Here is a 21,450-nt window from a genome sequence, read left to right on the forward strand (position 1 = left end):
TCCGTCGTCATCCCGTACAAGGACTGTACGGGATCCATACCACAGGGAGGTGAATCTCTCAGCCCGCATGATACGCGCGGTTAGACTGCCTTCCATGGCAGATGGATCCTGTACAATCTCGGCAATTGCTCCTTGCATTGCTCTACCTCCTGCATCCATGCAGTCGCCTGTACAGGATGTACGGCATTGAATCTATTTCAGATTTTCGCGACAACCTCGGGACGCTGGGAACAAGAAGAAATGAGAAGAAAAAACTCAGCCGTGTTTTAGCCAGAAAGCTTTATTTTAAAACTTCAGCTACAACCCGACGGTTTTTCTGACGGCCTTCCATTGTGCTGTTATCAGCTACAGGCTCAGATTCGCCCTTACCGATTACATCAATACGACTCTGGTCAATTCCATGCTCCTGCACCAGGATCTGGCGAACCACCTCTGCCCGCTGCTGAGACAGTTTTTCGTTGTAGGCTGCCGGGCCTTTGCTATCGGTATGACCTTCTACAACAATACGTACCTCTGGATGACGTTTCATAAAGTCCGCCATTTTTTCAACGGTACTCATGTCACCGTCACGAAGCGTATCGGAGTCGAAACCAAATTCAACCAACAGATCAATCTCTTCCATCGGAATACAACCAGTGGCATCAACAGTGCTGCCAGCAGGGGTATTCGGGCAAAGATCCTGGCTGTCAACAACACCATCCATATCGCTATCCGGTGGTGCTACAGGCTGAACTACCTCTTCTTCCTGAACAGGGGGAGGGGGAGGGGCAGGTTCAGTCTGCTGGACAGGCTTCGCTGGAGAACCGAATGTCCAGGTCAGAGCTACATTCACCATCCCTTCTGTCTGGCCATAATCCAGGCTACGAATAGCCCTGATATCACCACGCAACGATAGATTGGGCATCAATGCTTTCCGAACTCCACCACCAAAGCTCATTCGGGTATCTTCACGGTCACGGGTAAATTCACGGTTCTCACGCAGCTCCCCGATACCAACCAGCGCATAAGGTGTCCAGTCACCATCCCAAGGCCTAAGGTCATAGAATCCATCAAGGCGATAGTTTTTGATTTTAGCTTCGCCTGCGTTTTTCTGGTCTGTCTTGAACTGGGAGTAAATACCCTCCAGGCTCATGCGATCATTAAAGCGATAGCCGATACCGATCTCCGGCCCCCAGTTATTATCCAGGCTTCGTTCACTGTCAAATGCGGTATATCCCCCTCCCAGACTAAAAGTGAACCCCTTGTCAACCACTGTATTTGCCAGGGCACTGGTGCTGACAACAGCAGCCACCGCAGCACTGAGCAGTGTGCGGGAAAAAGAATGAAGCTTCATACGTACTCCTTGGTCATTATGTCTGAATCATCTCCAGTCCCAACCGGTATTTTTCTTATATCCGGTTTTCCCGTGATACAGTAAGGGAATAACGCAGTTTTGAAAAGAGTGGTTACTGCTTATTAACAATAATATTAAGGAGCAGAGCAGTGTCTCGTTTTATCAAAGGATTGATGATCACCCTTATAACCTGCCTGCTCGGCTGGAAAGGGTTAAGCTATTACCTGGAAAAAAAGCTGACAAAGCAGTTGGATGAGCTGATAGCCACAGCCTCAGGCTTTGTAAATATTCACTACGACAAACTCAGTGTCCACTTTAATGGTCAGGTGTCTTTATCCCGGCTTACCATAAAGCCATTATTCGAGGGCAGTAGTCTCATTACTACAGTAGATAGAGTATCAGTAACATTCCCAAATACCCTTTATCTAATTAACAAGATTCTTAGAGAAAGTGACACCTCCCCTGAATCTCTTTCCATCCATTTTGAAAACTTATCCAACCCTTCGGGAATAGATGACCTCAACGCGTTACTCCAAGAATATGACAAACTCAACAACGCCTTAAAAGAACATATCGAACCCGTTTGTGGCGACCGCTTTTTTTTAACCGGTAAAGACCTTAAGGCCTTGGGCTATGGTTCATCGGCAATGAATCTAACTGCAAATTATCAGTTCAATGAGTCCCACCGTGAACTCACATCGGCCATCCAATTCCAATGGCCTGAAATAGGATCTTTGGAGCTGGAAACCAAAATCAGCAATATCGATGGGCTTCCTCCCGCTAAAATAATTAATACACCACGTTTTGAAAAACTCTCGCTGGAATTTAACGACTACGGACTTACATCAAGACTGACTCAATTCTGTGCAACTAAAGCAGGCTTATCCCAACAGGACTACATTGTTAAAGAATCCTCCCAGCCTGATATCTACTATGGATACACCCTTGGACTCCTATTTAATGATGCAATGAAGCACGGATATCAGGATTTCCTTACCACACCAGGCAAAATAACCCTGTCCGCTTTACCCTCTATAGACTTTCACCCCCTTGCCTTGTCAAATCTACCCCCTGAATACTGGGTTGAGAATCTGGGGCTGTCCCTTCAGATTAATGGTAAGGATATTACACCACTACAGTTACAACCCGGGCCATTATTTAGGCTGCTTTCAGAACTGCAGGAGACGAAAAAAACCAAGACTGAACCCCGTCATGACTATTCCAGCCCCCGGGATAAAGTACCGCCAAAGCCTTCATTCCAGGTCATTGAAAAAAGTAACATTAGCCGTTATATCAATAACAAAGCCCGGATTCAGATAACAAATAATCAGGTATACGAAGGCAGAGTCCTGGATGCAGATACAAACCAGTTAGTCATTGAATACTGGGTTTCCGGGGGAACAGCAACACTGCCAATTAAGCTGGATCGCATTGAATCTATTGAAATCTGGAAATAATCCATCCCCCCAGGGGGCATGTTCAGGATAAAGGCCAGAAAAACCATCCTTGACTTCAAAGGTTTTACCATTTAACTGAAATCGGTACTCTTGGGTTTCAGGCTTCATAAAAAAGTATTGTCATGAATAAGTACAGCCGAGCAATTTTACCTACCCCCGACTCTGCAGTAACTAATGGTCAGTGCAATTTTGGGACGTTCGATAGCGCTATCGTCAATTTGAACCTGCTGGATGCCAAAAAACCCCTGGGGCTATCACTGCCCACTGGCATCCAGGGCTTCAGATTAAAGGAGTGGGAAGCCATCCAGATCGCCTGTAAAGACTGGTTTTTTTGCGTTTCAGTCTATAACACAAAAACCATTGGCACGGCGATTATCATGGCCTATGACCGGAATAAAGGGCGTATGTATGTCTATCAGCACAAGGTGCCTTGCTGGAAGCTCAAAGTCCCCAGTGGACTGGCAAACAGTCACTGCTATTACCACAGCCCGAACTTTAAAATTGATATCAACAACCAGCTTGATTCAAAGCGGGTGACGATTTCTTTTTCTGCAAAAAAATTTAAACACCAACCTAACCTGGAAGCCTCATTTACCGGACACTACCAAACCCAGCCCATTGTTATTATCCAACCATTCGGAGACAACCGCCCCCTTTATTCACATAAATCACTAATGTCGTCTGAGGGTACATTAAACGTCGATAGTCATATTTATAATTATACGTCTCAGGATACCTGCATGATTATGGATGATCACAAAGGCTATTACCCTTACATCATGAAATATGACTGGGCTACCGCTATGGGCTTTAATGACAGGGGAGAGCTTCAGGGTTTTAACCTGACGGATAACCAGGTAACAGACCATGAAAAGTACAATGAAAACTGTCTCTGGCTTGGCGGCACTATGCACCCCTTACCACCCATAAAGATTCAACGCCCTGAAGGCGTCACCGGCACATGGCATATCCGGGACGATTACCACATGGTCAGGCTAAGCTTTACACCTCTGGCGGATGTTCCCAATTACCTTAATCTGGGCTTTGCAGAAACCCGTTATCATGGTCCCACCGGCGAATTTAAAGGCTTTATTATGTCTCCTGATAAACAGCAGATAGATTTTGATGGCTTTATCGGTATGGGAGAAAAAAAATATATTCGGATGTAATGTCCTAAACCGCGCCAACGTAGAAAGTACATATTTTCTAGCCCTTTGACTGGCGCGGTTTAACGATTAATCAATAATCATCAAACCAAAAACTTTGATTATTTAAATCACTTCAAGTAGATTCGTTCCCCTGTCTCTCAACCACCAGACATTTGATAGCTTATATTCAAGGATTAGCCTATAGGGCCTGTTGCCACACATGATAATGCTGTTTTTTCGTACAGGCCTCCTCGTCCTGCTCACGCTCTTTACTGTTATCGCACAGGGTGCTCCCCTGAAATTAAAGCTAACAGGACTCGATAAAGAACTTGAGGAAAATGCCAGTCTCTACCTGAATACCCTGCCCCCCATTGATCCACATCAGCTGCCCGGTTTCCGACAACATATCAAAGAGAAAATCAGCCATTCGCTGGAAGCCCTAGGGTATTATCATTCAGTCACAACACTGCAGCTCTCGGAAAAAAACCAAAATACACTGCTGGTCAACGTTGATGCGGGAACACCTGTTATTATCCGAAAGCTTCAGCTAAACCTGTCCGGTGATGCCCTCGAAGACCAGGCTTTCTCGGATTTCAAGACAAACCTGCCATTGCAGGAAGGCGATATACTGGATCAGGGCAAATACGAGGCCATAAAAAGCACTCTGGTTAACCTGGCCCTGGCCCGGGGCTACTTCGATGCAAGCCTCACCCAGCATACCATCGAGATCTTCCCGAAAGAAAATAGTGCCCACATAACACTATCTATGGAGACGGGACACCGCTATCAGTTTGGAGCTCCCATCTATAGCAAAATGACGGCACCCACCCAGAAGCTACTGGAATACCTGATCAATTTTCAACCGGATCAATCTTACGACTCCGTTAAATTAGGCAAATTAACTCAGGATATTTCTTCAACCGGCTATTTCCAGAACATCGACGTTCACCCCGTTAAGGAAGATATAGATGACCTGGCTGTTCCCATATTTATTGGCGTAAAGCCCAGGCTAAAACACGAGTTACAGGTGGGTGCTGGCTATTCAACCGATGAAGGCCCCCGTGGTTTTTTGAACTGGGATAAACCCTGGGTCAATCATTATGGGCACAGCCTGAGCAGTGAAGCCATGATCTCGGGAAAACGAACCGAGATATCGTCCAGCTATAAAATTCCTGCCGGAAACCCCCTGCAAGACTACTACAGCCTACAGCTGGGCTATCAGCGCAAATATATTCAGGATACAGACAGCAGCTTACTTTCCACCTCGGTTCACCGCTGGACAAAACGTTCTTTAAGAAAGAAAAACAGTTGGGACCAGGATGTATTCTTTCGGGTGGAATCAGAAAGTTTTGAACAGGGCATCCAGAAAGACAAAAACCTTCTTCTTATTCCCGGCGTCTCATTCAGTCGTCGACGTATACGTGGTGGAGCTGATCCTCACTGGGGCGATCAGCAGCTGGCAAAACTTGAACTATCCAGCCGGTCCTGGGGTTCTGACGCAGACTTTATCAAGGCCTGGGGCCGAACCAAATGGTTACGAACCTATGCCAAAAAACACCGTGTCATGACCCGCTTTGAACAGGGGGCTATCTGGATGCCTGGAGACATCACTGATATTCCCCCTTCCCTTCGCTTTTTTGCCGGAGGTGACCAGTCCATCAGAGGTTATGCCTATGAAAGTATCTCCCCCAGGGATAAGGACAACAAGCTAACGGGGGCTCGCTATATGACAGCGGCCAGTTTTGAGTATGCCTACAGCTTTGCCCCTAAATGGCGTATTGCCACCTTTGTGGATAGCGGGACAGCTACTAATAACTACAGGGATAAATGGAAAACCGGTACCGGCTTTGGTATCCGCTGGGTCTCCCCCCTGGGTCAACTAAAGCTGGATCTGGCCTTTGCCATCAGTGAAGAAGACACACCCTGGCGTTTGCACTTTACCATGGGGCCTGAGCTATGAAGCGGCTGATCCGAAGTGTCTTGATATTCATTGTTTTTGTACTGGGCATTCTAACCATCGGCTTTACCCATACGGGCAACCAGTGGCTCTGGCAACAGGCACAAAAGCAGCTTCCTGAACTGGAAGGTGAACTTGTCAGTGGACACTTGGGAACAGGCTGGACTTTTCGCAACCTGGGCTGGAATAACGATCAGGTATCGTTTAATAGCAGACAACTGTCACTGGAATGGAATCCCCTGTCGCTATTAAAAGGCAGGCTTTGGGTAACCGATATTACCGCTACCCATCCCACCCTGGAGTTGTTACCCTCATCTGAACAGGACAGTGTATCCGAAGGGAGTTCTTCTGAATTGTCCATTCCATTATCTGTGGATATTGATAGGGTAACTATCAATGACTTTAAATTCCAACAGGAAGGGCTAACCACTTCATTTAAAAAGCTGTCCACAGCCGTCCATCTTAACAAGGCTGGCCTGGTGGTGGATTCTACTTTGCTGGATAACCTTAACATTGCAGCATCCAGCACAGCTGACAGTGCAAGTGCAGCAACAAAACCAGCCGACGACCCCATTACTTTGCCAGCCATTCAACTTCCTTTTCCCGTTAAACTGCAAAAATTGGAGCTGGTAAACACCCAATATGACCAGGAGGTGATTCCTGGTATTACCCTGAAGATGGCAGGTCAAGCGCATCAGTTAACCATTGAGCAGTTAACTGTTTTTCACCCATTAGCGAATACCGAGCTATCAGGACATATCAGTCTGGCCAATGACTACCCATTAACACTGGCGATAAATTCCATCGTAAAAAAAGACCAAATCGACGCACTGCCTGACAACCAGAGGCTTTCTATCAACCTCACCGGTTCACTTCAGCAGTTAGCCATCAAGATAACCACAGCAGGCTCATTCAACGCAAAGGTTACCGGGGAAGCCCAGCCTCTAATACCGAACCTGCCATTTGAGCTTAATCTGTTATGGGATAAAATTCAGTGGCCTCTCGCAGGGACAACACCTGATGCCACTCTGGAACAGGGTCAGTTAACCGCCAAAGGTACTCTGCAAAACTACGCCTTCACCCTTGACGCCCTTGCAAAACTCACTGCACAGCCACCCATAACAGTAGATATTAACGGTGAAGGAACAACCCGCAATATTTACTTTAATAACATTGATCTGCGAACGTCTGAGGGAGCTGCCGCCATCTCTGGCTCCCTTGATTGGGAAAATGATATCCAATGGCAGGGGGATATGGCTTTATCCCACGTCAATCCAGCCCACTGGGTTTCGGAACTGCCGGGAGAAATCAGCGGAAACATTCACAGCCAGTTCAAGCTCAGGGACAACCAGTGGCAATTAGCTATTCCTGAACTTAACCTCTCAGGCACCCTGCGTGACCACACGGTTACCATGAAAGGAAAACTGCTGGGTGACCAGGATTTACACTGGACTATTGATTTTCTCAATGTCCGCCTGGGCGAAAACCAACTCTCTGCCCAAGGCCAACTTGCCGATAACTGGAACCTGAATGCCCGCATTGACGGCAAAAAGCTCAGCGAGCTATATCCGGGATTGGGAGGCTCTTTGGAGGGCACTTTCCAGCTTACGGGTAATCAGGAAAACCCGAGTATCAACTATCAACTGACCAGTCCGTTACTCATCTGGCAGGCACTGAGCCTGAAGCAGCTAAGCAGTGCGGGGGCAATCATAAAGGATGATGAAATCCGTGGAGAGGCAACCCTGAACCTGGATCAGTTTAATGGCAGCGGCATTAAACTGAAGCATATTACCCTGGCCGTCAAAGGCAGTGAAAGCAGCCATCAATTGTCACTGGGCAGTGAAGGCAACCCCGTGGCTCCCAGCCTTAACCTGTCCGGCTCATGGTTAAATAATCGCTGGAATGGCATTTTAACAAAAGCCCACCTCCGTACTGATATCGGCAAATGGCAATTAAATAAACCCGCACAGATCACCTTCAACAACCATCAGGTGCTTGCCCTGTCCCGGCAGTGCTGGCAATCGGGGCAGGCGCAGCTTTGCCTTGATCCTGCTGAGATATCCGCTGCCGAGGGAAGCACCGCCTTCACACTGAGCCAGTTTAGCCTGGAAACCCTAAAGCCCTTTTTCCCGGATAATTTTTCCTGGCAGGCGGTAACCTCGGCCCAGGGACAGGTGGCGTGGAAAAACAGTGCTCCGACCCTCTCTCTTGCTATCACCACAACACCGGGAACACTGGAAGCCGGCCCCATCAAAAGTGACTATGATACCCTGGCCGTTCAGGTCAATGTGGCTAATGACAAGATGCACAGCACCCTGGGCTTTAAGTCTCAACAGCTTGGACAGGCTGATATTGACTTGTCAGTCAGCGATATCCAGGATCGCCGACAACTGGCTGGCACCCTGCATACCGATAATCTAATGATTCATATTTTGTCGCCTTTCCTGCCTGATACCCGTGATCTGACGGGTACCGTTTCGGCACAGGGCCGGTTTGGCGGAACCCTGGAAAAGCCGCTTTTTCATGGTTTCCTGGAGCTCGCTGAAGGTGGCCTGAAAACCACAACGGATATGGTTACCATCAGTGAGCTGGATACCCGTCTGGAAATCGCCGGGGATCAGGCCAACATCACAGGAAAAATGAACGTAGGCGACGGAACCCTTAATCTTGGCGGCCAGATTAACTGGCAAAACCTGTCGCCATCAGGGCAGATCACCGCCAAAGGCTCCGGGCTGGAAGCCCAGTATCCGGGGGTGGGTGCCGTTCATATTTCTCCTGACCTTCGCGTACTGCTCGGCAATAACCAGAAGATAGAAGGAACCCTCGCTATCCCCTGGGCACGCATTAAAATAAAGTCCTTACCTAAACAGGCGGTAACACGCTCCGATGATGTGATTGTTATCAAATCAGGGGCAGTGGTAACGGATAAAAAAGAGCTGGCTACACCCATTGAAATAGACACACAAATCCTGCTAGGCAATGATGTCCAGCTTGATGCCTTTGGCCTTAAAACCCACCTTACCGGCCGGCTCAACCTGCTACAGAAACCAGAAAAGCCCCTGGAAGCCCATGGTACCATTCAATTAAAAGAAGGCCGCTACCGTTCCTTTGGGCAAAATCTGGTGATTCGAAACGGAAAAATCATTTTTTCAGGCCCTCTGGATAACCCCTACCTGGTGGTAGACGCTATTCGCAACCCTGATGCCATAGAAGACAATGTCACAGTTGGGGTCATGGTAAACGGCCCTGCTGCCAAGCCTGGCTGGGAAATCTTCTCAGATCCCTCAATGCCTCAAACCGAACAGTTTTCCTACCTGCTCAGGGGACGAGCCATGAAGGCCAGCTCTGGAGACAGTAATGCTCTCCAGTCCATGCTGCTTGGACTGGGCGTTAGCCAAATCGGTGGGGTGGTTTCCGATATTGGGGAGGCGGTTGGTTTTGAGGATGTCTCCCTGGATACAGAGGGGAATGGTGAGGATACCCAGGTCACTGTCAGTGGCTATATCTCTCCTGATATCCAGGTCCAGTATGGTGTGGGAGTTTTCAGCTCAGTGGGTGAAATGAAGGTTAAATATGAACTGATGCCCCGCCTTTATCTTCAAGCCGTCAGCGGCCTGGCCCAGGCACTGGATATTTTTTACCGTTTTTCCCTATGACTTATTATGGGGCTATACAAAGGGTGAAATTTTTACGGCGGACAGCTATTTCGCTAACCCCTGGTGCCCTTTAAAAACGGGGAGTGTTAGCGCATAGCTGAAGGTCTTGCTGTATCAGGGTCGCGTCCTTCCCGGGCGCGTGAATTGAAACCCTATTTATTCCCCCGGAGTTTTTCTCTCAGCCCTTTTTTTCACCCTCCTTAATTCTTTCTTATTTTACCGGAGATAAAAACTGGAAAGCAGCCTTCTTAAAATACAATAAATAATTAAAAAATACTTCACTGCTGAAGAACGAGTCCACAATCAATTATTCAGACATCTTGGCAATCATAATCATCATATCGCCTAGCAGCCTGTCGGACTTAGCCGATCGTAGCGAGAAAAAGACCGGTTTGAGCCATTTTTTATGCTGATTCGAGGCGAATAGTGGTTCTATTTAACGAGAATCAGCATAAAAAATAGCCAAATCCGGCTTTTTCGCAGTAGGTCAGAGCTAAGTCCGACAGGCTGCTAGGATGAAATATCAAACAACCGGTGAAAATAATAATGGGGTGACAGCGTGCTCATGATACGTGTGTTGATACTTTATTTACTAGGACTTTTATCCATACCCGTGGTAGCCATGAACCCAGCGGGACAGTACGGTAGCACGCCTGACGCAGCCACGTATTCTCAACCGGCTCCTATAAAGGCAAACTTCATTCCGGGATACGCTGTTCCGCCTTATGTTTATATCCCTAACCGGCCACCCCAGTGGCTTCCCCCTATGCCAGCACCGGCAAGACCCACCTACCTGCACCCTCAGCAGGAAACAGTTCCCGAAGAAAAACCGCTATCCCTTGAAGAACGGCAACTTTTTGAGCGGCTGACAAAAAATGCAGAACCAATAGACATCACTATCCTAAAGAACCTCAGCAAGTACACAACACACAGGGCTAAACAGTATCTGGGCAGCTCCGACCCACAAAAAGCTGCCCAGTCAATCAAAATGCCCACTTACAGCAACAACTCAGAACCACCAGACCTGAAGTTACACGGCAGCGTTGGGTTTTTACTCAATCTAAAGAAATGGTATGGCCTATTAGTGGATATCTTTCCTGAAGACTGGGATTTCAAAGTTCACCGCACAGCCATTGGGGATGTTCTTCCCCTCCTTCATATTCCCATAGAGCACATCGAGAAAATACTAGGCCGGGTTTATGATGTGTATCCCGAAGGGTCGCCCCCACTACATCGACTGGAGTTTGACACCAAGCAACGGCATGTTGTGGTGGAAATGATGCCATTCAACCATTATCCACCTAAGAACATCACCATTCACTATTATGTACTTAAAGACTATCCCCGCAAACCACCAGTCCTGTCCATCGATTTGACAGTGGTCGACGACATACAATTATTCCCCTGGGGAGTGGCTAATATTCCCGGCATTGGTGAATTTCCGATGTTGGATCATACAACTATTCTTAATCATGCAGAACTTATGCTGTCGCCAATTCTTCCTTTTGAGGAGTTTTATCGACTACCTCCCAACCAGCAAAGGGCACATATATCTGAAGCCGGTGATCGTGCCTTTCACAAGCTACAACCTAAATTAAAGCAATGGTGGGCACTGGAAAAACCCAGGGGTGTCTTTCCTGATGCTGCAAGAACCAGACTTGAAATACTGGCCAACTACGAAATTAGTGCCTGGCAGCCCCCTATGCAACCCGAAACACCAGCCTCATCTCAACAACAGAAAACCATTGAGCCTACCAATAAAAAAGCACCTGATAACCCGACACCAACGACAAAGAAAAAAATAAATATTATAGGGGGCCAGTCTAAACCTGCCCGATCATCCTCTTCAAAAAAACGAACGACACTTTCCTCAAAACAAAATAATGATGGATTTAACCTGGAGGGAGAAGAACTCTTTTCTTTGCATTTCGGCGATACAGAAGACGCAACCGATGTTTATCGCCGTAGACGTCTTGAGCAGAAACAGCCAGGAAAAAATCCGGATTTTCCCCTTGAGGACTCTGAACCCGTCTCTTTCTATTTTGGTGAGGCTACACAGACATACCGTGAGCACCGTAAAAAAAAGAAAGCACCACCAAAACAACAGCCCAATACTCAACCACCATCTCCCCCTATACCTGCTGGAGCCATAACGGTAGAAGACCTGGAAAAAAACATACTGCTTTCAAGAGTACCCGTCACAGAAGAATCCTCAAAAGCTCTGCCAGGTGTACGGAAAGATAAGAGACCAAAGCGCCCTGAAAAAACCGCCCACCCCTTCACAGAGGCTCAGGCTCCCCTAAAACACAACATCTGCAATATTGATCACTATCATCATTTTTGTAACCCGCATCAGGAAGGTTTTTTTGAATATCCCCTTCCCCCCGATGATTTTTGTGGTTTCCATGCCCTGGCTTTACACCGGCCTGAATTCACTGATGGTAAGGCATTATTTTCTGCTTTTGTTAAAAAATGCCAAAGTGACAGAGTGTTTCAAATTCGCTGTAAAGAGATACTAGCTCCTTATAAGGACGTTGACCCTGAAGGTTACCCCTCGATCCTTCAAAACTTCGAAAACTTATGCAAAAAAACGTCCGCTAAAAAAAGCGCATGGCTGGATATTTTCCAGGTTCCCTGTATTGAACTATTTCTTGATCAGACAATCTGCATCCCTGGCAAGGAAGGGTTCTACTTACACGCTCCATTGCCAGAAAACCATAAACCAGCCATACATATCCTCTTTGAGGACTCAACCGGCAACCACTTTTCCGGATTGGTAACCACACAACACTCTTACGGGGCATGGCTTTTTGAACACGAAAAAAAAAGCAGCTGGAGCCTTAAGACAGGCTCCTTGTGGAGAGACTATAATACTCTAACCTACTTGCATTACGAAGGGATGCAACAAGAAACTGCTACAGGCATATCCAACCTCCAGACTCGACTGAATGAATTTATTCTGGATAATAATAATGAAGACCTACCCCAGGATTATATTGAAGGGTTATATCAATTCTTCAACTGGAAACTACAACTAAACACACCAGAACATCCTTCCCCAAAACAACACCCCATAACACCTCAAAAAAGCACTATAAAACCAATAAAAACATCTCCTGTATCGTATCAATACCCTCCCCAACACCAAGGAGAAAAAAAACAGCACACAACATCCTCAACAAATAAAAAGCGAGTGGAAAACAACCAATATAGTTTGAATAAACCAGTTCCAATGAAAAAAGAATCCGATCAACAGAGCAATAAAATACCGGTATCCACTGACACTAGAGACCTACCTTCTATGCAAGGTGCCCAGCCATCAGAAAACAGAACTGATAGCAATAAAAAAATAGGCATTGCTTCCCCTCCTGGCATCACTGAACCAGTAACCAGTAAAAATAACGGCACTCAGAACAAAACACCTGATATTACCAGTACTCCAATGACAGCCAACACCAGCAACCTAAATACACTACCGCCATCAGATGCACCACAAGAAGAAGTTCTAAGTTCAGCCGACATCCCTTCTAATGATGCTAAAGAAGATATAAAAATGTCAGAACCTGGCATCCAAAAAGAAAAGAAAAGAAATAAAAAAAAGAAACACAAAAAGAAAGCGTTCCCCCATAAAAAAGAAGAAACTCATATTCCTCCGAAAAAAGATTTACAAAAAAACAAAGAACCCATCTTAGTTGAGATGGGTAGCGCATCAACATCAATAACAAAAGATGAGAAAGATACTAGCAAACAATCTCAAAAAAAAGAAAAAAACAAAGTAACACCAATGGCAAAACAAACCGATTCTGACTCTATCCCAAAAACCAGTAAAGTAGCACTAACGCATGAGGAACTAGCAGAAATCAAAAAAAGGATAGAGCAACTTGAACTTGAAAACAAACAAAAAATAGTGCAACCTACCACGACTCAAAGTTTACCGAAAGATTCTCCGAAGAGCACTTTACAACCTTACATTTCCGTCGGCAAGCAGCTTAAAAATAAGATTCCACCTAAAGATTATGAACACTTATGCGTTATTGAGGGATCGAATGAAAGTAATGACTTATCAATAAAACATAATTCAGGTGATCATCAATCGGTTTTAAGCTCTGAATTAACAGAAAACGATGAACTTGTGGCTACAATTGCGGGAAATAAAAACGAACGTACACGTGAAGCGACCGCCCTGCCTATTGAGGCTTTGCCCTCTAAACCCCGCTTACCGCTTTGCTATTTAACTAACAAAGAATATATTAACTATGCATTATCAGAATGTATTGGCATGCCATCAACATTACCATGGTTTGCTGGCTTTGAACAAATAATGGATACCCCTCCTGCCCATGAATGGGAGGCCGTTGCAAAAAATTGTTTACACGATTATGAAAAGCTCGCACCGGTACTTCAAGCGGATTGGGAAGGTATTTTACAACAAGAACAAAATCTTGAAAAAATACCTCCATTCACCCCTGACTGGTATTCACAGCGCGAAGCCATCGGCAGAAACTACTACCTGAAATTCCTGCAATATGCATTTATTGAAGATTACGATGAATATCTGCCTGTTCAACGATTTATTCCTGCAATAAGAACCCAAACGCAGATATTGAGCCTTCTTGAAAAGGCTGCTATTTATGGTTACCAAATAGCTATAACGACACTTAGCACATTAATTCAAACAGATAATATGGATAACCATAGATCAAAACTTCGCTATATAAATTGGGCTATTTTAAAGGAAATAACACTCTATCATCCCAAAAACAGCGACGAGTATAAAAAGTATGATATATTAACAGATCCGCGCCATAAAAACTTTATATCTTCCTTCAGCAGCGCAATAAAAGCACTGAACTATATACTGAAGAAACAGGAAAACAGCAATAAACCTGAACAGGCTCTGCCAGTTGAAAATAAGTCTGCCGTTCTTTTCAGCTATATTGAACTGCTTGCACAAGGTCTAGCCCACCCCATAACTGCCGAAAAGGTTCTTATCTCCGGCCTTATCTTCTCCAGCTCAACCTTACATGCCCTGCCAACAATATTTACCATCCCCCCCGCCCGCTGGATACACTTTCTTGATTTCCTGACAGATATCCTGAGTCATCCAGAAGCGATAGAAAAAGAGCAAAAAGAAATCATCATTAGCTTCTGTGAACCCATGATCTATCAGCTGAATATTGCCCTGCTATGCCTCGGTGACCGGGATGCAATTAACCGGCTTGCCTTGTTTGACCCACAAAACCGGGATGATGAAACTCTTCATCGACTCTATAACCACTCCCCCTGGCGGCAACCCGTTGCTTCAGTCTATGATTCAGATGAGGAAAATGACACTTGTGAGGATGAAACAGTCCAATCAGTAACAATCCCCGCAGTAACAAGTCTCGTCAGTGACGCGTTAGACAACAGCGGCTCTTTTTATGAAAAAAACTTCGAAGCTGCCGAGTTGTCGTTAATGAATTTTTCCTCTTCAGATAGCGAATGGGTAACTTGTGATGAGGATGAAGAACAAGAAGATACAGAAAAGCAAATAACATTTATAGAAGCCTCTATCCATGAAATGACAGGAATACCTCTTTTCTCACAACCATCTTTATTCCCTATTACCGAAAGTTTGCTGCCCTCTGCTGCCTCAAGGGAACAGCTCCTGGCTGCTTTTGGATGGAGCGAGGAAAGCCATAACATTGACAGAGAGATGAATCATATCATCCAGGCACTTTCACCATGTACAGAACCCGGTTTAACGAATACCTGCATGACTGGAAAAGCTTGCCTGTTACTTTTTTTGCAGTCAGCGGGTGTCAATATCATACAGCCAACCCCGCGGGAAACATCCCTGACATTCCTACAGAGGCTGCCCTCTGATAGTGAATTATACCCCCTACTTGAGCAAGCCTCTGCCTGTCAAAACCCTTATGCACAATACCTGCTGGGAGTGTTTTCAGCAGGCAATCCCCGCTTTGATGCCTGGTCACAACAACGCCACCGGGCACTGGCAATAAAAGCAGGATTCTCTCAACCTGTCTCCCTGCCCAATATGGAGTACAAATTAATAACCCAATACGACTTTATTGCTTTATCAGAGCTTGTCCAAATGCACCACTATTCAAAAAACAGCAATAAATCATTGCTCATGTTTAATGACAGTACTAAATACCTGGTGCCTTTTTCTTGTACACAAGCCCCACATAAGCCAGATGATCTATTTTATGATGAAATAAGGCGTAATATGATTGACTATTTTGCGAGACGCCAGCACTTAACAAAAGACAAGCACTGCTCCGCTAAAGAAAGGCTTCTATTATTACTGACGATGTACAATTACCCGGATATACTGACCAAAGCACTTGATGCCTTAGCCTTATGGGTTGAGATTTGCGAAGGCACCTCATACCCATCTGCAATCAGCCATATAAAACACAAGACGTCCTTTCTATTATTATGCGCTCTACAGGGTATTAGCGATAATGACGTCAAGAAAAAATTTCTCGGCTGTATCCGCTTTTGCGATCTATCTGAAGTCTCTTATTTGACGGGTGAGGATATTATATACAGTCTATGTACACTCGCTAAAAGCCGGGAAGCACCCACCTCGAAACATTTATATGCCCACAAACTCATCAGCACTTACCGAAAGATGATGCAGAGTCAATGCAAACACCTGAAGTCACCCTACCCTGAGACCATCATAGACCCTGTGGCTATCTACGCGGCTTGGGATGTAGCCACCCATCCATTATTATTTAAAAAAACACTCTACCGTCCTGCCGTTGAATTGCTTTGTGATCTGGCAGAAAACCCCAATGGCAACCTTCCCGAAGAACTGACAACCTTTGCCTATCAACTGGCCTGCATGATCCAGCTGTTGCTACTTGATCCTAAAGACAGCTCCACCGTTGAGCAGCTAGAATCCATACACTCCGGCTACAGTGAAACCCCACTCCTACAGCAACTGCTTGATCTCAAAGGGCAATAGTAATTAAAACCAGTTAATTTGATCATGGGATTCATGACCGCTTCCTATAAATAGGCATTGAGTTAAGTATCTCCCTGGAGTGCACTAGAAACACACTGAGACTTAAAGTAATAACAAGAAATACCTTCAAGACCCATCAAGGTTATAACTGCTCTTTATATTGGTAAATCACTATCGGCGGCCTTGTTTCTTAATATTACAATTTGTGCCCTATTGTTGCTTTCAGATAAACAACGGTTTTCTTTTATTTTTGGCTGAGATAGGTAGGTCTGTACAAATGCTATTGCACACCGTTTACCGGCAATTGGCAAAATTTGTTTTTATTATGCTCCTGCTAAGTGCCCCCATTTATACCCTTGCAGCATCGCAGTGTTACATGATTTATGATGCAGGCAGCAGCGGTACCCGACTGCATGTTTATGAAAAAAAAGGAACACAATGGTTATCTCATGAGGGGCCAAAAACCGGGCCTTTATCCTCGTATACTCACCCTGAAAACAAGGGAAATTAGAATCAGGCAGGTATAGCGCTGGCTAATATACTGGACGGGCTGCGATCAGGGGATAACGACAGTGTCAAGCCATTTGACTGGCCTACTGCCTGTCAGAAGGTCTCTGTGATGGTGTATGCCACAGCCGGTATGCGTATGAAAGAGGCGGAATACCCTGAAGCCAGTAAAACATTATGGCAGTCCATTCGCGAGACCTTGCGACATAAGGTTCAGTCCACTCTTCCCGAACACCACATCCTTGAAAAGCTCGAAGCCAGAACCATTACCGGATATGAGGAGGGTGCTTATGCCTGGCTATCCGTTCGATTGAAAGATCATACCAATAATAATGATTTTGGTTTGTTGGAGTTAGGGGGAGCCTCTGCACAGATCGTTTTTCCCTGCCAAACCTGTAAGGAGTCAGTTAGTACCATTCTCGTAGAGGGTCAACCGGTTAAACTGTTCAGCCACTCATTTTTAGGGCTGGGACAGAATCTGGCAGTGAAGTCTGTACTTAAACACCCATTAGATGAAGCCAGCCCATGTAGCTATGGCGCAGGAAAAAATGATGAAAACTGGGCGAAACTCAGTTGCAGTAATGATATTCGTATCGTTTCCCACCAAAATATTTACGACCCTTACAATTATACAAAAACAGGCCAGCGGGGAAAATATCGTCATATTCCCGATCCTGATCCTATGAGTAAGAATTTTCAATGGTTTCTGGCGGGGGCTTTCAGCTATATGCAGAAGGATGACATCGATAATTTTTGCCGGGATGATAAGTCCGCCTATATGCCAGAAACTGCATGCTTTCGTGCCATTTATCAACACAAGCTCTTGCAAACGTTAGAAATCGCTGATGCCGCCGTTTCAGATAGCAGCTGGACTTTTGGGGCGGCAGTATGTACAGATACTCACTGTATGGATAATAGCGTAAAGCTCCAGTGCAAATGGTTACCGGGAGAGTGCCTCTGGAAACCGAAAAATCCGGAACCCGGAGACAAGAAACCCACATTTCTGGCCTCTCACTCTAGGGGCTATTGAATCAGTACCATAAATAAAGCACTGCTTACAACCGGCATAGCCAGATCCTCTGGATGGTCTCAGTCTGGTAGTACATGCTGCCATGTACTACCAATTACTGCTTAGAGGCTGTAATAGAGTTATCAGGATCTGTTACCATACGGTGTTACTCTTATTTCAGCGACTTGATAGGCTTAGAGGCGGTTCATGATCTTTTGGTATAGACTGGCACTGACCTGTGGAAATACTATGAAAAACCCTTTTCGCCTGGGTTCTATTCTAACCCTGCTAGTGACTGTCACCCTGCTTACTGCCTGTGGCTTCCACTTACGGGGAACAATGGATATAAACAGTGATATAGCCCGGTTAGCGGTTGCCGGTGACGACCCGGCTTATATCCAGCAACTGACCAGGGCGCTCACCAATAGCGGCATCGAGGTTACGGACAGTGCCCCCTACCGGTTGAGGGTATTGCAGGTTAAAAAAGATACGGGCAAACAGTCCCATGCCTCAGTGGGATTCTATGAAAGGCTGTTAAAACTGAGTATTCGTTACCGCCTGGAAACACAGGATAACCTGAAACTGTTTGAGCCTGTGGAATTCTCTGCCGAGCGCTATGTATCTCAAGACAAGAATCTTACCAATGCCGCGCAATCAGAGCAGTCCCTGGTTTTCCAGGAACTGGGCCAGGAGCTTTTATTCCGTACCATTAATCAGGTAACAGCCATTCCTGGTGAAAAGCTCAGAAACGAAGAAGCCCGTGTGAGAAAAATACAAGCCATGGAGCAGGAAAAACAACAATCCGAGCAGCAAACGGGATCTGAATGAAAATCCGGCCTGATCAACTGGAATCCCGGCTGCAGCAAACGCTGCAGCCCGTTTATATCATCAGCGGCGATGAGCCTCTCCAGGTGTCCGAGTGCGCTGACCGCATCCGTCAGGAAGCCAGGAACCAGGGCTTTACTGAACGCAAGGTCTACCATGTTGATAATAGTTTTGACTGGAGAGAACTTCTCGAAACCGCCAATAGCCTGTCCCTATTCGCCGAGAAAAAGATTATTGAGCTGAGAATGCCCAATGGCAAGCCTGGGGACTCTGGTCGCAAGGCGCTACTGGAATATATCCAAAACCCCTCTCCTGATAATATGCTGCTGGTTATTACCGATCGACTGGATGGGCAAATTCAGCGCTCCAAGTGGTTTAAGGCGTTAGATCAAGTGGGCACGTTCATACCCGTATGGCCCATTGACCCCAATAAATTGCCAGGCTGGATTGCCCAGCGTTTCAGAAAATCCGGATTTCAGGCAACCCCCGAAGCTTTGGCACTTCTGGCAGAACGGGTTGAAGGAAATTTGCTGGCCGCCTCCCAGGAAATAGAAAAGCTTAAACTGTTAAGCCAGGGACATACTATTGATGAAAATGCCATAAGGGAAGCGGTATCCGACAGTGCCCGTTATGATGTTTTCCATCTGGCTGACGCAGCCCTGGAAGGGAATGTCAAAAACAGCGTACGCATTCTGGGGGCACTAAAAGGTGAAGGTATTGAACCCCCGATAGTACTTTGGGCCCTTGCCAGAGAAATCCGCTTGCTGAGTTATTTTAGCCGCCAGCTCTCCAAGGGTCTTAGCCGTGAAGCTGCCCTGAACCAGTCAGCCAAGGTCATCGGTTTTTCTCCTTATCTGCTAAAACGCAGGCTGCCGCTGATCAATAAAGCGATTTCACGGCACAGTGAAAAGACATTCAGGGCCATGCTGGTTCAGGCTGGAAAAATTGACCAGGAAATCAAAGGTATTAATCGAGGTGACCCCTGGAGTAGCCTACTCAGCCTGATACTGGCACTGGCAGGCATGCCCGGACTGGTATGCCTGTCGGACTAAACTCTGGCCTGCTACCCCAAACCCTTAGGGCAGCATAGGGAAAAGTAGTGCCTAGACACGCAGGAATTTGTGAGAGTTAAACTATTAATGTGGTTCTTTGACTACTGGTTCAATACGGTAGTCAATGGCTTTATTTTTATTTTCAAAAAAATTGAGTCTGAAACAGCCTTTATTTGTCTTAATCATAATGTTACAAATTGAGATTTTACCTCCAATATATATTGTACCTTCCTCTTGAAAGCTGGAACTTTGTAAAAACTCATCAGGAAATATATCCAGGTAAAATAAATCATCAATTTCATCAGACACATGAATAATATTTTTATCAATTTGAATCATGATTTCGCCTACCACATTAGTGGTAAAAAATAGCCAGAAAGCAGCTATAGCTACAAATCTCATAGTTTGTATTCTTGAGTATATGATTGCTAATAGGTTCTGATAGATAGGGCAACTCGTGCAGTAACTATAGCTTAAACAGCACTGATCTATTGATAACTATCTATTACAGGCTCAAATGAGAATTTTAACCATGTGCACTTTCTAACCATTCTAAATTAAACCTGTGTCAGCCATAGCCGATAACCCTGGAAGTAACTCCGGGAAACAGGCAACATGAAAACCCTATACCTATTGCTTGCTATTACCCTGGTCAGTGGCTGTGCCAGTAAAAGCAGCAAATACAATAGCCAGTGGTCAAAGGCCAAGAACCTGACCGCAGCGGCAGGATTAGTTCGGCAAATGCATGACCAACAGCTTCCGGCCATGGCATATAACAAAGATGGCAAGCTTTTGGATTATAAGCTGGGTAGCATTACCCACCCAGCCTATGGCAGCTCCAGCGGCGTCACCGGTGTATCCATTGCGCCATACGGTGCCTTCGAGAATTTTTACTGGGGCTGGAGCGTACCCGGAGCCAGCCATAGAAGTACGCACCGGGTTTTTGCCTGGATGCCGGAAAATAAAGCGAAAGAGGCCGCCCATGCCAGGCAGGTCTTTGAAAATATGATGGCCCGGTCTTCCCTGAATGTGATTCAGGAAATGCAATATAAAGTACAGGCAATCAAGGCGCCTTATGTTCATTTAGGTGTTGCATTCCGCCAATGGTATCTGGAACGTGCTGATGGCGAGTGCTCGTTTGAAAAAATGAACTGTGTCCTGAGTATCTATATTCCTGAACCCATGGGGCCTGTTATCACCCCGGCCTTTTCCCATTATGCAACCGCCGGTCATGGTGCATGGCTCTTCCATCTGGCCGATGAGTTCCGCTATCCGAGGGTTGCCATATCCCAGGGGAATGGCCTGGAAAGCATCGAAGAAAATGTTTTCTACCAAAAGCTGAGCGCTCGCCTGCCTGGCTGGGTTTATCTTTATATGGCACCTGATGAGGTGGGAGTGGGTGAAGACAACCGGACTATTGGCTATCCCTACGTGCTTGAGAAAGGCAAACCCTTACTGTACGTCAGGCCAGTAAAATAATGAACCTGCGGAGGTAGCTCCGCAGCTTACCGGTAACACTGATCCGCTCAG

11 protein-coding genes are annotated in these 21,450 nt (G+C 45.9%); 9 read left to right on the top strand and 2 right to left on the bottom strand.

Annotated elements, in window-relative coordinates:
• Positions 1 to 280: 280 nt before the first annotated feature.
• On the bottom strand, positions 281 to 1,333 hold the full coding sequence (locus MJ595_RS00405; RefSeq protein ID WP_263080547.1) for an OmpA family protein: 1,053 nt from the start codon (positions 1,331 to 1,333) through the stop codon (positions 281 to 283).
• Between the two features lie 149 nt (positions 1,334 to 1,482).
• On the opposite strand from MJ595_RS00405, the gene MJ595_RS00410 reads away from it, so the two are divergent.
• From MJ595_RS00410 to holA, 8 genes are all read left to right on the top strand, one after another.
• Positions 1,483 to 2,790: a hypothetical protein gene (locus MJ595_RS00410; protein ID WP_263080549.1), complete on the top strand. Its 1,308-nt coding sequence runs from the start codon at positions 1,483 to 1,485 to the stop codon at positions 2,788 to 2,790.
• Positions 2,791 to 2,912: 122 nt separating this feature from the next.
• Positions 2,913 to 3,959, top strand: a complete 1,047-nt coding sequence (locus MJ595_RS00415) for a DUF2804 domain-containing protein (protein WP_263080550.1) — start codon at positions 2,913 to 2,915, stop codon at positions 3,957 to 3,959.
• A gap of 205 nt (positions 3,960 to 4,164) precedes the next feature.
• Entirely contained in the window at positions 4,165 to 5,898 is a 1,734-nt protein-coding gene (locus MJ595_RS00420; RefSeq protein WP_263080551.1) for an autotransporter assembly complex protein TamA, read from the top strand.
• The gene (locus tag MJ595_RS00425) at positions 5,895 to 9,551 is read left to right on the top strand and encodes a translocation/assembly module TamB (RefSeq protein ID WP_263080552.1); all 3,657 of its coding nucleotides are present in this window, start codon (positions 5,895 to 5,897) and stop codon (positions 9,549 to 9,551) included. Before MJ595_RS00420 ends, MJ595_RS00425 begins: the two co-directional genes overlap by 4 nt.
• Positions 9,552 to 12,039: 2,488 nt before the next feature.
• Positions 12,040 to 16,527, top strand: coding sequence for a hypothetical protein (locus MJ595_RS00430; protein ID WP_263080553.1), 4,488 nt, complete (start codon positions 12,040 to 12,042; stop codon positions 16,525 to 16,527).
• A 616-nt stretch (positions 16,528 to 17,143) separates the two neighbouring features.
• Positions 17,144 to 18,064 carry a hypothetical protein gene (locus MJ595_RS00435; protein ID WP_263080554.1) on the top strand — a complete coding sequence of 307 codons (921 nt, stop codon included), beginning with the start codon at positions 17,144 to 17,146 and terminating at the stop codon, positions 18,062 to 18,064.
• A 228-nt stretch (positions 18,065 to 18,292) separates the two neighbouring features.
• Entirely contained in the window at positions 18,293 to 18,871 is a 579-nt protein-coding gene (locus MJ595_RS00440) for a hypothetical protein (RefSeq protein WP_263080555.1), read from the top strand.
• The gene (gene holA / locus MJ595_RS00445; RefSeq protein WP_263080556.1) at positions 18,868 to 19,920 is read left to right on the top strand and encodes a DNA polymerase III subunit delta; all 1,053 of its coding nucleotides are present in this window, start codon (positions 18,868 to 18,870) and stop codon (positions 19,918 to 19,920) included. Before MJ595_RS00440 ends, holA begins: the two co-directional genes overlap by 4 nt.
• 84 nt (positions 19,921 to 20,004) lie before the next feature.
• On the opposite strand, the gene MJ595_RS00450 is transcribed toward holA, so the two are convergent.
• Complete coding sequence (locus tag MJ595_RS00450) at positions 20,005 to 20,322, bottom strand: hypothetical protein (protein ID WP_263080557.1); 318 nt, start codon at positions 20,320 to 20,322, stop codon at positions 20,005 to 20,007.
• Between the two features lie 213 nt (positions 20,323 to 20,535).
• Between MJ595_RS00450 and MJ595_RS00455 the strand changes: the two genes are divergently transcribed.
• A complete protein-coding gene (locus tag MJ595_RS00455) occupies positions 20,536 to 21,399 on the top strand; it encodes a hypothetical protein (protein WP_263080558.1) in 864 nt (287 codons plus the stop codon).
• Positions 21,400 to 21,450 lie beyond the last annotated feature (51 nt).

Source organism: Endozoicomonas sp. Mp262, assembly GCF_025643335.1.
In the GTDB taxonomy this organism is placed as follows: domain Bacteria; phylum Pseudomonadota; class Gammaproteobacteria; order Pseudomonadales; family Endozoicomonadaceae; genus Endonucleibacter.

Excerpts from the sequence above, each read along its gene's own strand:
- MJ595_RS00405 (WP_263080547.1), bottom strand. The coding sequence starts at position 1,333 with ATGAAGCTTCATTCTTTTTCCCGCACACTGCTCAGTGCTGCGGTGGCT.
- MJ595_RS00415 (WP_263080550.1), top strand. The coding sequence starts at position 2,913 with ATGAATAAGTACAGCCGAGCAATTTTACCTACCCCCGACTCTGCAGTA.
- MJ595_RS00420 (WP_263080551.1), top strand. The coding sequence starts at position 4,165 with ATGCTGTTTTTTCGTACAGGCCTCCTCGTCCTGCTCACGCTCTTTACT.
- MJ595_RS00425 (WP_263080552.1), top strand. The coding sequence starts at position 5,895 with ATGAAGCGGCTGATCCGAAGTGTCTTGATATTCATTGTTTTTGTACTG.
- MJ595_RS00440 (WP_263080555.1), top strand. The coding sequence starts at position 18,293 with ATGAAAAACCCTTTTCGCCTGGGTTCTATTCTAACCCTGCTAGTGACT.
- holA (WP_263080556.1), top strand. The coding sequence starts at position 18,868 with ATGAAAATCCGGCCTGATCAACTGGAATCCCGGCTGCAGCAAACGCTG.
- MJ595_RS00450 (WP_263080557.1), bottom strand. The coding sequence starts at position 20,322 with ATGAGATTTGTAGCTATAGCTGCTTTCTGGCTATTTTTTACCACTAAT.
- MJ595_RS00455 (WP_263080558.1), top strand. The coding sequence starts at position 20,536 with ATGAAAACCCTATACCTATTGCTTGCTATTACCCTGGTCAGTGGCTGT.